The following is a 14,071-nucleotide window of genomic DNA, read 5'->3' on the forward strand; positions in this document are numbered from 1 at the left end:
TCCTTTGCGAGTTGTGCCTCCAGGGGAATTAATTAGCGTGGCGGAGCTTTGTTGAGTTTCTACCGCCAATTTCTTTTTGAGGGAGTCATCCCGTTCTGGCTGGAACACGGCATCGACCGGGTTCGTGGCGGTCTGCTGACCTGCATGGACGAGGCGGGGAAGCTCATTAGCTCGGAGAAATTTGCGTGGTCACAGGGGCGTGGAATTTGGACGTTTGCGGCGATTCACCGTCGGCTTTCGCCGGACCCTCAGCTTTTGGAGATCGCGGTGCAGACCGCGGAGTTTTGCCTGGCTCATGCGATCCAGGCCGACGGGCGGGTATGTTTCCGCATGTCGCGCAGTGGGGAGGTGCTCGAGGGGCATACCAGCGTCTATGCCGATTTGTTTCTGGCATATGGGTTGAACGAGCTGTATCTCGCCACAGGCACGCAGCATTACCGGGATACGGCTCTGCGTTTATTCCGGCAAAGCGCCGCAGAGATCACGCAGCCTTATTTCAAGACGATCGCGCCCTATGCCCTTCCGTCTGGTACGGCATGGGTGCATGGTCCGCCGATGATCGCGCTGGAGACCGCCAATGAACTGTTGGAAGGGGGAGCCGAGAGAGACCTGATTGATTTTGTCGACTGGGCGTTGGAGCGCATCATGGTACACCATCGGCGTCCGGAATGGAAAACCCTGCTGGAGCACCTGGGACCGGCGGATGAGTTTGTGGACACGCCGGAGGGACGGGCAGTCGTTCCAGGCCATACGATCGAGTCGATGTGGTTTGTCATTCACGCGGCCACTCGTCGGAATCGTCCGGACCTTGTTCAGCAGGCCATCGAGGCGATTCGCTGGATGCTTGAGGCTGGGTGGGATGCGGAGTTTGGGGGAATCTTTCTTGGGCTGGACGCGCGCGGCCACCAGCCGCCGTGGTATGCCAATGCAGACAAGAAACTCTGGTGGGTGCATTGCGAGGCGATCTATGCGCTGGCGCTGTGCGGAAGTCTCCGCCCGGAGCCATGGGTCGACGAGTGGTCTGGACGGGTGCTGGACTGGTCGCTGGCTCATCATGGCGACGGCAGAGGCGAGTGGACCCAGCGGCTTGACCGGGAGGGAAAACCGATCAAGGAACTTATTGCCCTGCCGGTGAAGGACCCGTTTCATTTACCCCGCGCACTTACTCTCAGCATTCAGCTTCTTTCCCATACGCATCCTTATGTCCGTTAGCCGAATTTTTGGTTTCATCTTGCTCCTGGCAGGATGGGTGGCCGTTGCACAGGCAGGGGGAGAGGTCGAGGTGATCGATGGGAGGCCCGTCATTAATGTGGTCGTGCCGAACCTGCCCATCCCGAGTGATAACTCCGCCATTGCTCGTGCCCAGGTTGCGGTGGTGCGGCAGTTTACGGCCGATTTTCCCCGCATTTTTCGCGAGAAGTATCTCGCCCGCTATCTGGCTGATCCCCAGAAATACGGGTCTTATGATTGGGAGAATGTTGCGATAAGGCTGGTACCCTTTTCCGGACTCAAGGTGGAGGGAGTGGAAAGCGATCTCATGGCCATCGCGGGCGGCTCACCGCCGGATGTGCTTTATGTGAATTTTCGCAAATCCGACACCTACATCCGAAACGGATTCCTATATCCCCTCGACAAGCTGGAGGACCCGTACTTCACCTCATTCAGCGATGCCCAGAAGCGCGCTCGGGTGCATCCCAAGATCTGGCCCGTCATTGATCGGAAGGGGCCGGACGGTCAGAAACATATCTGGGCTCTGCCCACCGGAGGCTTCATGGGCCGGGTGCTCGCTTACCGCAAGGACCTCTTTGACGAAGCGGGGCTGGCCTACCCGACGGTGGACTGGACGTGGGATGACATGCTGCATGCAGCCAGGGTGTTGACTGATCCCTCCCGCAATCGCAGCGGTTTGCTGATGCGCGGCGACCCGGGGTGGAATTTTTCCACCTTTCTGTGGTCTGCTGGTGGAGAAGTGATGGAGTACGACGAGCCCGCCGACGAATGGCGGTGTGTCTTTGGAAGCCCGGAAGGGGCGAAGGCTCTGGATTACTTTCTGCAGCTGACCCAGGAACTCTGGCAGACCAAGGAGGGGCAATGGATGCGTGGATATGCCTTCAATGACCAGCGGCTGGGAGATTACAAGTGGCAGCGCGGCGAGGTCGGGATGAACCTCGTCTACATGGATGAGCAGTTCATCTCCGGGCTGAATCCGGAGCTCGTGGGCATCGTGCCAGTGCCGAAGGGACCGACTGGATTGCGCGCCGGAGAACTGAACAGCCGCATGCTGGGCATCTACTCGCAGATCAAATCCCCCGCGGTGCGAGATGCCGCCTGGGAGTATATCGCGTATCAGGACAGCGATGCGGCCGGGGCGGTGCGGACGCGAGTCCTGGTGGAAGCCGGGCTGGGACGCTTTGTCAGCCCGCGCGACTTGAACAAGTTCGGGTATGCCGAGGTTGCCCGCCTTGCGCCCAAGGGCTGGGCGGAGGTGTTTCGCATCGCGTCGGAGACCGGCCGCCCGGAGCCCTACGGAAAGAACAGCAACCTGGCTTACCGCATGTTGGGAATCCCGGTACGCGAAGCAGCAGAGGCGGCAATGCGCAATGGACTTCCGAAGGCTCCGAACGAACGCATCAAATATCTGGCGGAATTGCTGCAGCGCGGCGAGCAGCGCGCCAATGCGGCGATGATTGGCAAGGTGACGCCAGAGGAGCGACGGACGCGCTCGATCGTCGCGGCGATCTTCCTGATCTTCGTGGCTGCGGCGTTTGGATTCGTTTTCTTCCGGGTGTTCCAGACATTTGGTTCCCAGGCGGCCACGGTGCCCGGTCGGATTGGCTTTCGGCGGGGCCTTGCGATCAGCCTCATGCTGGCGCCTGCGCTGCTGTCGATTCTGGTCTGGAAATACTATCCGCTGCTGGCGGGTTCCGTGATGGGGTTTCAGGATTATCGTATTCTGGAGGGATCTACTTGGGTCGGTTTGAAGCACTTTGGAGACATGCTGTGGGATGGGCTGTGGTGGCAGTCTCTGTGGAACTCGATGCGATTTTCCTTCATCTCTCTGGTCTTCGGTTTTTTACCGCCGATCATCCTGGCAATCCTTCTCCAGGAGGTGCCGAGGGGGAAGGTGTTCTATCGCCTGATGTTTTACTTGCCTGCGGTCCTGGCCGGCCTCGTGACGCTCCTGCTTTGGAAACAGTTCTACGATCCGACGCCGCGTGCTCCGCTCAATGCCATCATCCTGAAGCTGCCCGCTATCGTTTTTGTTGGCGTGGGGCTCGCTGTATTAACGCTTACCCTGGTGCTGGCGAACCGCTTCCGCTTTCACGGCCAGATGGTTCCTGCCGTCATCTCGACACTGGTGGGTATTGTCTTTCTGGTGAGCGTGGTGAGCATTCCCTGGGTGGTGCTGGAGGAGCATGGGCTGGCCGGACTCTTCCGCACGCTGCCCGAGCCAATCCAGTGGCTGAAAGATCCCCGCTATGCCATGCTGTCGATCGTGCTCCCGGGCATATGGGCTGGCGCGGGACCTGGGTGCCTGATCTATCTGGCTGCCTTGAAGGGCATCCCGGACGACTTCTATGATGCCGCCGAGATCGATGGAGCGGGCTTCTTTGACAAGCTCATCACCATCGTCATTCCCATGATGCGTCCGCTGATCATGATCAGTTTTGTCGGAGCGTTCATCGGATCGTGGCTGGGATCGGCGGATCATGTGCTGGCCATGACCGGAGGGGAGGCCAATACTGAGGTCGCGCCGCTGAATATTTTCTACAAGGCTTTTGTGTACCTGGAGTTTGGTCCTGCGACAGCGATGGCCTGGATGCTGGGATTCCTGCTGATCGGTTTCACGGTCTATCAACTGCGCATGCTCGCGAAAGTCGAGTTTCGCACGACGGGAGGAAGATAAAGCCATGCCAATGATCTCTCTCATCGGGCGTCGACAATGGAAGTCGCGCCTCCTCATCTGGTCCATCTACATCGTGCTGTCCGCGGGCGTAGTGACGATGGTTTACCCGTTCTTGCTGATGCTGGGCGGTAGCACCAAGACCTCGCTCGATGCCGCCGAGGTCACGGTGATGCCTCGGTATCTGGTCAATGAAACCGCCTTGTACCGGAAGTACCTGGAGGGTTTTTTCAATGAGCGGAGTGAGGCGATGCAAAACGCCTACGGGCTGTGGGATGCGACCTTCCTGAAGGTGAGTCTTCCGGGAGAATCCTCGCCTCTGATCGCGGACTGGCAGTCTTTTGTCGCGGACCGGGAGAAGAGCGAGAACGTGGCCTGGTTCGTCCTCGCCTATTTGCAGTGTCCGGTCAGCAAAAATGCGGTCCCCTTCAACCTCTCGAAACTGCGCACCGAGCTCCTGCGGGAAAACGGAAGCATCGAGGCTGTCAATCTCAAGTACCAGACTTCGTTTCCCAACGTATCGGCGTTTTATGTCGTGCCGGCGAACTTTCTCAATCGGTTCGTCACCAGCGCGGCAACTCCGTTCGCCCAGCGGGTGGAGGAGTTTTCCCTGGCGCAGCCTGTCATGTGGAGGGCGTATGTTGATCTGTCGAATTTCTTTCGTAGCTATCTCCGAGGGGAGTACGGGGCGTCGATTGCCGCCCTAAATGGTGCTCTGGGGACATCCTTCGGATCCTGGAGCGATGTCCCGCTCGAGGCCACGCGAGCCGAGATGCCTCCTGCATTGCACAAAGACTACGAAGCCTTTGTACGAAACGTTCTGAACCCTGTGTTTTTGCAGGTCGATTCCGGCAGGGCTCTGGAATTCCGGTCGTACCTGAAGGCGAAGTATCGCGGCGATATAGCCGCTTTCAATGAACGCCGGGGGACGGCGGTGACCAGTTTTGAGGAAGTGGTTTTTCCCACGACGAGGCCCAGGCAGAGCATTGAGAAGACGGACTGGGATGGGTTTCTCGAGGGCTGGACGGATGATGCTACCGGTTCTAGATATCAGCTCCCGATCGAAGGAATACGGCTTACCGGGCCGGATTTTGCCTTTCGGGAATATCTTGGCCAGCGATATGGCAGCTTGGCCCGGATGAATGAAATGCTGGGCACCGCTCATTCCACCTGGGGCGTGGTAGCGATGCCGCAACAGGCGGCGCAGTTTGTCGATTTCCAGAAGATGCAGGGCTGGCTCAAATGGTATTTCACCACCCGCAACTACATCGATGTGTGGAACTACCTCGTTGTTAATGGGCGGGGATTCTTTAACACGCTGATCTTTTGCGCGCTCTCCATCCTGGCCGCGCTCACTGTAGACCCGATCGCTGCTTACGCGCTCAGCCGTTTCAAGCCTCGCTCCACCTACAAGGTGCTTCTCTTCCTCATGATGACGATGGCGTTTCCCGCCATGGTGACGCAGATCCCCATGTTCCTGCTCCTGCGGGAGCTAGGCATGCTCAATACCTTCTGGGCGCTGATCCTGCCGGGGCTGGCCAATGGTTATCACATCTTTCTTCTCAAGGGGTTTTTCGACTCCCTCCCGCGCGAGCTCTACGAAAGTGCCGCCATCGACGGGGCGAGCGAGCCGACGATCTTTTTCAACATCACGATGGCCTTGTCCAAGCCGATCCTGGCCGTGATCGCCCTGGGGGCCTTCACCCATGCCTATGCGGCGTTTATGTTTGCCCTCCTCATCTGTCAGGACCCGAAGATGTGGACGCTCATGGTGTGGCTCTTCCAGTTGCAACAGACGAGCGGCCAGGGCATCGTCTACGCAGCCCTCATTGTCGCGGCTATTCCCACCCTGCTGGTGTTCGTCTTCTGTCAGAACATCATCATGCGGGGCATTGTCGTCCCAGTGGAAAAGTAGGTTCCCTTCTTTCCCAACTCTTCAAGTCAGGGGCGGCAAGTGGGCGTTTCATCGTTTTTCTGAAGGCGTTTCTCCGCCCTGTAACCGGTTGCTTGTTCGCAAAACTGACAAGTTCATGCCTCTGGCAACAGCGGAAAGCTACGCATAACAAGGCGGTGAACCGTAACCACTGATTCACATCATGAAGAAATCCGCTCCACGTCATTTGGTAGTCTGTTGTGCAGTTTCACTATTGTTAGGGAACATCTCCATCCAGGCGGCCAGCAGTACCTGGACCGGGGCAGTAAACGGAAACTGGACCGACTCGGGAAACTGGTCAGGCGGCTCTGTCCCGGGAGCGGGCGACACGGCAACTTTCAGTGGTTCCTCGAATACCTCGGTGACGGTGGATTCCAGCAGGAGCATTCAGAATATTTCCTTCCTTGGATCGGATGCCGGAGCGTTTTCGCTGCAGTCGGGTTCCTTTGTGCTGGGATCGGGTGGTTCGATCCTGCTCGGTGCCAATGTGGCAAACTCCCAGACGATTGGTTCGGCGCTGGCTTTGGATACTGCTGCGACATTTTCCAACGAAAGCTTGCGTGGTGGATCGGTTCTCTCCCTGGGGGCGGTGAGTGGAACTTCTGCGGTTTCGCTTGGCGGCGTGGGTAATGGAGAAATCAACGGAGCGATTGCGGGGACGGTCACCGGGATCACCAAGAGTGGCAGCGGCACATGGACGTTGCGCGGTGGAGGTTCATCTGCCGGGCAGGTCACCGTTGCCAATGGCAACCTTGTGGTGGATTATTCGAATGCCGCAAGCGGCGTGAATACGAACTACGCCTTTGCCAGCACCGCCTCGCTCATGGGCTCTGGCGGGACCATGCAGTTTGTCGCAAAGACGGGCGCGGGCAATGAGACGGTGCAGACGTTTGCTTCGGCGGGAGCCACCGCCAACACGGGGTTGAGTACATGGAAATCCCAGCTGAACGGCGCGACTGACTTGCGTGTAACTGTAGGCGCCTTCTCGCGTGGTGCGGGAACCGCCGTCCTTTTTGATTCCTCGAGCGGCGGCAAGTTCTACACCACTACGGCGAACCAGACGGCGGGCTACCTGAACACTGCGACTTTTTTCAAATCCGCCTCCGGGGTGGACTTTGCCAAGGCCGGGTCGGGTACGTTAAAAGAGATCTCGGCCCTGGGAGCCACGACGGAGCTGACTAACGGAGCTTCCAGTGGAAACTTTGTCGTTACTGCAGACAGCTCCATTACGACCACCACCCGTGTGAATAGCCTGCGTGTTGCGGGTGACGTCACCATTACGCTGACCAACACTCGCATCCAGTCGACGGCGGGATTCCTCTTTGATAGCGGAACCCAGCTGGTTACGGGATCGGGAACTGCTGCTTACCTGGCAGATGCCAATCCTTCGAATGCGATCATCGCAAAGTTTGGCACGGGTGCATTGACGATCGACTCCGCTGTGAAGGTGGGAACGGGCGCTGGAAACGTGAGCTTTTTTGGAGATGGATTGATCGATGTGAAAAGCGCCTCGAACGTTACGGGGACGAATCAATATTTCGGGACGGTCCGGCTTTCCAATACGGGAGCCATCAACTTTTCCAACGCTACGGGAACGGGCAATGGAAAGGGAGCCGTCTATCTGGGAAGCGGTGGTATCCTGGAAATCGGCGCTGCCACCAGCCTGACCCGCGATGTGAGCTCGGCCGGTACGCTTGGCACGATCCAGTGGACGGGCGACGGCGGATTTAGTGCTTTTGGAGGTGATCGCACGGTCAATCTCTCCAGCGGCTCCTCTCTGGGCTGGGGCAGCACGGCGGGGTTTGTGGGAAATGGAAGCGCGCTGATCCTGGGTTCCAACTTCTCCGATTCCAAGCTGACCTTCCAGAATGCCATCGATCTTGGTTCCGGAAATCGTGAGGTCAGGGTTCATAATGGAGTGTCGTCGACGAATGTGGATGGCGAACTTTCCGGTGTACTCAGCGGCTCAGGGGGAAGCCTGACGAAAACCGGCCTGGGAGCTCTTTCGGTAACCGGGGCGAATATCTACTCGGGCGGCACCTACGTCAGCGTCGGTTCCTTGCTGGTCAATAATACCACCGGCTCGGGAACGGGAACGGGTGCGGTCTACGTCCAGTCCGGGGCCAGGCTGGGTGGTGGCGGAACGATGAGTGGAGCGGTGGTGGTTCAGGGTACGCTCGCTCCCGGCAACAGCATCGGCACCATCTCGACAGGCAGCCTGACCATCGCGAGCACAGGCGCCCTGAGCGTCGAGCTCGGTCGCAATGCCGGCACGCCGGTGGCGGATCGCGTGGCGGTCACCGGGGCTGTGACGCTGGATACCGGCTCAAACTTGCAGCTGACAATCTACGCCGGGCTGACCAATCCACAGGTCGGAGATATCTTCTTCCTCGTGGACAATGATGGGGCGGATGCGGTTGTTGGGGTGTTTTCCAAGTTGAATGGAGTGACAACGCTCCTGAACGAAGGCAGCCAGTTCTTTTGGAATTCGCAAGCTTGGGAGATCACCTACAAGGCAGACTTCAGTGGCGGCACCTTCACGGGTGGAAACGACGTCGCCTTGCTGGCGGTGGTCCCGGAGCCTGAGACGTGGCTGCTCGTCACGGTGGCCGGTCTCCTGATGCTCGTCAATGGCCGACGCCGCAGAGCTCCCTGATCGGGGGCTGATTTTCGGCAGCTCCCTTCCGGGTGATCTGCTGCGCGTCCTTGAGGCGGCTCCGTTTTCTTGGGGATAACGGATGCCGCCTCTTTCTTTTTTATGAAAGTGCCCCTCCGGGCGAGGCGTGGGAGCAAATCGGCTTGTTTGCTTGGTTGACAAGCAGTTGCTGCTGGTTGACAGGCCGGGATTAGCATCGAATGAAATACGTGCAGGCACTGTGTTGTCGAATCTCTCGGGGTGTAATTCGCGCTTTGGGTGGGCCGCGTGTCCTGCGCGACTGATATGGCCAGACACTCTTCTCCTCAGCCTGTGGACTCCGGTTATATCCGGACGGTATTGTTGTTCATCCTTTTCGGCATCGCCGCGGCTGTCGTGGCCTGGCGGCTTGGCTATCTGCCCTCTGGAGACGGCGGGAAAAAAACAGAGAGTCGCGGAGAGGTGGCGGCTTCTTCAAGACCAACTGCATCTGCAACACCGGCCGCGAGGGCGGTCATGCCTGGGACGCCGCTCGAAACCCTGCGTCGGATAGACAGTCCGCTCGCCACCCTGCCCGCCAAGGTGGCTGCCAACGCCGTGTGGTGCGATCGGGTGGTCTATGCGCCGAATGACCCCGCTGGTCAGCTCCTGGTAGTTTCCACGGTCTTGAGCAAGGCTTCTGCGGGCACGCGGCTGGAGGTGAGCCTGCTTGACGGAAAGGGGCAGGCTCTGGCCACGGAGTCCTATCTGACCGAGGAGGGAAAACCCGCCTATCTGGTCGCAGGCAAGCTGAACGCGGGCGCTTTGCCGGAGGGAAGCTACACCCTCGCCGCGCGTATCGTCCTCTCCTCGGGCGGCGGTGAGACTGCGCTGGTCTCGGGGACATTTTCCGTGGGTAAGGCGCTGCGGCCCGAGGCGGGTTTTCCTGCCGCCGGGGTCCCCTTGATGGTGCCTCCGATCGAGGCGACGGGCGAGACGATCGCGCCGATCTCCTTCGGCGTGCCGCTGCCGTTTGGCGCTCTCTCTCCGGGAGAAAAGCTGGAGGTCTGGGAGGGCGATCAGCCGATCCTGACCCAGTCTCAGCCGATGGCATACTGGGGGCCGGGGCCGGATGACTCCGTGCGCTGGATGGGAATTTCCTTCGTTGCCAGATACCGCGATGGCAAGGCCCAGAAGTACGTGCTGAAAAAGGCGGCGGCGGAAGTTGCCTCCCCGCTGAAGGTGGCGGAGTCCGCAGAGAGCGTGGTTATCGAAACAGGCGCGGTCCGGTTTCAGATTTCCAAGCGGGCCTTCCGGGGGCCGGAACAGATTGAAGTAAAGCAAGGTGAAACGTGGGCAAGGTTGTCCACGACAGTGAATTCCGCGGGCGCCTATCTCGTTGACGAAAAGGGAACGCGTTATGAGGCGTCCGCGGATCTCGCTCCCGAAGTGCGGATCGATGAAAACGGCCCGGTGCGCGCGGCAGTATCGATCCGCGGATGGTATGTCAACCCGGCCAACCCACAGGACAGGCTCTGCCAGTTTCAGGTGCGACTTTATGCCTATGCGGGGCTGTCGCGGATCGATGGATTTCAGCGCACCATCATCACCTATGACACGCATGCGAGGAAGCTCGCTGATGTGGGCTTCTCGGTGCCGGTCGCAGCTGCCGGGCAGAATGCGGTTCAGTGGTACACCGGCATCGATGGCCAGATCCAGTCGGGTTCAGTGGCATCGACTGGCTCGGTGTTCTTTGCCCAGGCTGCGCCGGATGCGGTGTGGCTGAATCACATCGATGGAGACCCTGCGGGGAAGCGCTCCGACGGCTGGCTGGCGGTGCGCGACAGCACAGTGACAGCGGCGGGTTTTCTGCGCGATGTGTGGGAGAAGTTTCCCAAGGAGATTTCCTATTCCTCGGGGGAGATGACCTTTCATTCCTGGCCGAAACACGGGCGGCGCATCGTGGCGCCGGAGGAGGAGATCAAGCGGGAGAACATCCACCGCAATCTCTTCGCACACCAGGGGCCGCTGCTCGATCTGCAACTGCCCGAGGTCTACTTCAACCAGCTGCGGACGTGGCATGATGCGCTGCGGTGGGATCGCGAGAATACCTCATTTATCGGCTATCGCAGCGATGGCAGCGGGGTAAGCATGAGCATCCGCTTCGGCGTGGAGTATTTCCCGGGCAAGACGCCGGATGCCGCCGTTGCCTCGCAGTCGATGGTCAACCAGACGGCGCCATCGGCGATCACTGATCCTGCGTGGAATGTAGGGAGCGGCGTGATTCCTTTCCTGACGGCGGCTGGCGATCCGCGCTGGGAAAGATCCGACGCATTACTTGAGGCCTATGCCACCGGCATGAGCAACCTGGCTGCGGTCGGGCGGATCTATGGCATGTGGATTTACGGGAATACGAACAACAACTGGGATACCGGGCTGAAGGCACCGTGGCTCCATCGTATCTGGCAAAACTCGCATTACGGGCACGCCAGCTTCCCGTGGAAGTTCTATTTCCGCAGTGGAGACCCGCGATTTCTCAAGATGGCCCGGGCGCAAACCGGCAACCTCATGGATGTCGGCATCGTCCACTATGTCCCTCCGGAAGAGGCTGGCACCTATGCGGGGAAGACCCCCGGAGGGCTCTATCACGCCAAGGGCTGGCTGCCTTGGGGAGTGCGGCTGCGCGGCGAATTTCCCACGGATTCGGATGTCGGCATCCTCCAGCACTGGACCAACCCGAAGGTTTTCCTCGAGCGTTACCTGACCGAGGTGGACCTCGAGGCCCGGGATGTTTTTGACCTCTGGTACAACCGGCTGGTCAGCCAATACCAATATCGCTCCCATTATGGAGTAGGCCGGGAACTGACTCAGTCCATCAGCGAACTCGTGGATATCTATCAAACCATCTGGGACCCGCGCCTGGTGGGGTATCTTCGGCCGATGGGGGATTCCGCGCTCGGCACGCCGTTTTGGAATTATCCTTCCCAACTGGGATTCGCCTTCTTCAATCGCACATGGCCGATCCGCTATTTTGTCTTTGCGCGTGATCCGAAGGTGATCGAAAGACTGGAGGAGGCGCTGCCCACGGAAAACTACGGCCCTTATGGCATGGCATCGGCAGCGTTGCTGCTCAGTCAGAAAAAGGAGATGGAACGCGCGCCGCGACTGCTGAGTGTGCTGGAGAACGCCGATCAAAAAGTCTTCCGCAGTCCTGGTGATCCGCTGGATGGTTATGGCGCCTACTCCAGCGCGGTGGATTCGCGAATGCTCGATGAGATTCCGGGAGTGCAGGCGGCCTTGGCGGAACTGAGTCCGGCGGAGTTGAACAAGGCGCGGGCGCAGGGAGTGAATCTGGACCCGGTCTTTCCGGCGCGGTCGGGAAAGAACCAGGTGCGGGACGGATCAGAGTCTGCCCTGATCCTAGCGCTGAATCCGGACGGCCGTCCGTTCAAACTTCGCTTCGAGAGCCGGATGGGCGTCGACATGCTCCCGTCTATCGCCCGGATCGTCGATCCGGCGGGCAAGGAGGTACGGCAAATCCCGCTCCATGATCGCAACGCAGACGGCAGCCCTCGGCAACTGCGTTACCTGAGCAATGAGGCTCCCGTGTTCGAGATTCCGGGCGGACTGCCCGGCGTGTATCGCATCGAGTTCTACGGGTATTATCCGATCTATCGGGCGCCGCTGACGGATCTGCCCAATGAGGTGGCGGTACTCGGGCAGGGTTCGCAGGCAGTGAACGGCTTCCTCTTCGCGCCAAAAGCCGGGCAGCTTACGCTGAACTTTGCCGCTGGCAAACCGCAGGGTGCGTCGCGACCGCTGAGTTTCGCGGTGCAGAATCTCGACGATGGCAAGACCTTCGAGACGATCCTGCTGTTCGGCTCATCGCGTACTTCGGATTCCGTCACACTCCAGGGTGGCTTGCAAGGTGTGCGCGCAGAAGTTTCCGCGCCCGGGCTGAGTTGGCTTCCCGCAGACCAGACCGTGTTTTTTGCTCATCGCTGGGATGACTTTGCGCCCGTACTGGGGCGGATCGGCGAGCAATCAACGAAACTCGATAATACATCACTTCCGGCTGCTCCTGGAGGGGAATCCGCCGGGGCGGAAGAATAAAAATCAAATGATAGCAAAATATCCCGTATGCCGGGACGACGCAATCTACCATGCCTGGCCGGACATGGCCTTGCAGGGAGATCGTATGATCTGTGTGTTCAGCGAGTGTCCCGACCATGGAGACCGCAGCTACACCCGCATCATGGTCACGCACTCCGAAGATCGCGGGCGCACGTGGACTACCAAGCGCCCCGTAACACCGGGCCTGACCAAGCATGGTCCGGACGATCCCCACTGGAACTGCCCCCGCGTGACAGCGCTCGACGATGGGCGTCTCGTTGTCATAGTCGATAAAGTTAGCGGAGCGGGCGAAGGTAATAAACCCGGAGGGCGGCAGACCAACTGGATGTTCTTCAGCGACGATGGCGGGCTGACTTGGTCGGACGCAGTGCCTACGCCGATCGAGGGAATCGTTCCCGACAAAGTCACCGTCTTGCGGTATGGATCGCAGCCCGGGCGCTGGCTCGTGAGCGCCCAGACCTGCCGGGCCGATGAAAAGGGAGAGGAAATATGGCGGTCCTACGCCTGGTTTTCGGACAACGAGGGACTTTCGTGGACGGGACCCTGCTTCATCGCTGGAAGGTCCGATCTGAAACTATGCGAGGGAAGCTTCCTGGAGCTGCCGGATGGAGAACTCGTTTGCTTTTTCCGGGAGAATTCCCGCATGGGCCGCGACGCCTACAAGGTCTTTAGCCGCGATGGAGGTGTGACCTGGGAGGGACTCGTTGAGATGCCGATCCCTGCCTGTCATCGGCCGGTCGCAGGGATGCTGCAGAGCGGCGAAGTGCTGGTCACCTATCGTTACGAGCCGGGCGGGCGGGGGCGGCGTGAGAACTGGGCGCAGAATGTCTTTGCGAGCCTGACCGACGTGGAGAGCTGCAAGGCCCGGAGCCGCGCCGAGGCGTCGACCCGCGTGCTTCCTCTCGATTATGACCGGGCGGACAGGCCGGATACGGGCTATACCGGGTGGGTGCAGTTTCCCGACGGCGAGATCCATGTGGTGACGTACATCGTGGACGATGCGCCGAAGGGGCAGATACGGGGATATGCCTTCCGCGAATCGGCTTTTCGCATTTCATCCAGCGACTAGGAGCTGATCCAGGTACGGCGCTCGGTCCGAGAAGCAGGCTATCGAGCTGAAGACGCGGCGTCCTGTATTGCCTGCGTTCCCGGATTACGGGATCTGCATCTTGGAAAACTGGCACCTAGAACCGATGACCAACGCGTTGGTTGGGTCCCTGAAATAGGCCCGACGTTGACACTTGCGACGATTGCTATGCCCCCCAATACGTATCCATTTCCGAAAAACGCTTCAGAGGCGGAGAAGGATGGAATCCGGAAAAAAGGTATGGCACGAAAAATGCCGACTTCTGTCAGGAAACCGATGGATGGAAACTCGAAATTTCGAAAGGGGTTACTGGTCAGGCCAAGGTCCTGCCGGCAGAATACGAGGGCAAAAATGTCCTGGTGCTCGCTTTCGAACAGGGAGGCATTAAGCCTTGGGCAG

At 59.4% G+C, this 14,071-nt stretch carries 6 protein-coding genes; all 6 read left to right on the forward strand.

Features of this window, described 5'->3' with window-relative positions:
• Nucleotides 1-51 precede the first annotated feature (51 nt).
• The 6 genes from TSACC_RS19070 (at nt 52) to TSACC_RS19095 (ending at nt 13,654) form a co-directional block, all read left to right on the forward strand.
• Nucleotides 52-1,212 carry an AGE family epimerase/isomerase gene (locus tag TSACC_RS19070; protein ID WP_169809709.1) on the forward strand — a complete coding sequence of 387 codons (1,161 nt, stop codon included), beginning with the start codon at nt 52-54 and terminating at the stop codon, nt 1,210-1,212.
• Nucleotides 1,202-3,907, forward strand: a complete 2,706-nt coding sequence (locus tag TSACC_RS19075) for an extracellular solute-binding protein (RefSeq protein ID WP_075081054.1) — start codon at nt 1,202-1,204, stop codon at nt 3,905-3,907. The genes TSACC_RS19070 and TSACC_RS19075 overlap by 11 nt, the downstream gene beginning before the upstream one ends.
• A 10-nt stretch (nt 3,908-3,917) precedes the next feature.
• Nucleotides 3,918-5,819: a carbohydrate ABC transporter permease gene (locus TSACC_RS19080; protein ID WP_075081055.1), complete on the forward strand. Its 1,902-nt coding sequence runs from the start codon at nt 3,918-3,920 to the stop codon at nt 5,817-5,819.
• A 181-nt stretch (nt 5,820-6,000) separates the two neighbouring features.
• Nucleotides 6,001-8,493, forward strand: coding sequence for a beta strand repeat-containing protein (locus TSACC_RS19085; protein WP_084400674.1), 2,493 nt, complete (start codon nt 6,001-6,003; stop codon nt 8,491-8,493).
• Between the two features lie 339 nt (nt 8,494-8,832).
• Complete coding sequence (locus TSACC_RS19090; protein WP_237764031.1) at nt 8,833-12,564, forward strand: exo-rhamnogalacturonan lyase family protein; 3,732 nt, start codon at nt 8,833-8,835, stop codon at nt 12,562-12,564.
• Between the two features lie 7 nt (nt 12,565-12,571).
• On the forward strand, nt 12,572-13,654 hold the full coding sequence (locus TSACC_RS19095; protein WP_075081058.1) for a sialidase family protein: 1,083 nt from the start codon (nt 12,572-12,574) through the stop codon (nt 13,652-13,654).
• Nucleotides 13,655-14,071 lie beyond the last annotated feature (417 nt).

Source organism: Terrimicrobium sacchariphilum, from assembly GCF_001613545.1.
GTDB lineage: Bacteria > Verrucomicrobiota > Verrucomicrobiia > Chthoniobacterales > Terrimicrobiaceae > Terrimicrobium > Terrimicrobium sacchariphilum.

What these genes read in the sequence shown, in the direction of transcription:
- TSACC_RS19075 (WP_075081054.1), top strand. Translation starts at nt 1,202, where the DNA reads ATGTCCGTTAGCCGAATTTTTGGTTTCATCTTGCTCCTGGCAGGATGG.
- TSACC_RS19080 (WP_075081055.1), top strand. Translation starts at nt 3,918, where the DNA reads ATGATCTCTCTCATCGGGCGTCGACAATGGAAGTCGCGCCTCCTCATC.
- TSACC_RS19085 (WP_084400674.1), top strand. Translation starts at nt 6,001, where the DNA reads ATGAAGAAATCCGCTCCACGTCATTTGGTAGTCTGTTGTGCAGTTTCA.
- TSACC_RS19095 (WP_075081058.1), top strand. Translation starts at nt 12,572, where the DNA reads ATGATAGCAAAATATCCCGTATGCCGGGACGACGCAATCTACCATGCC.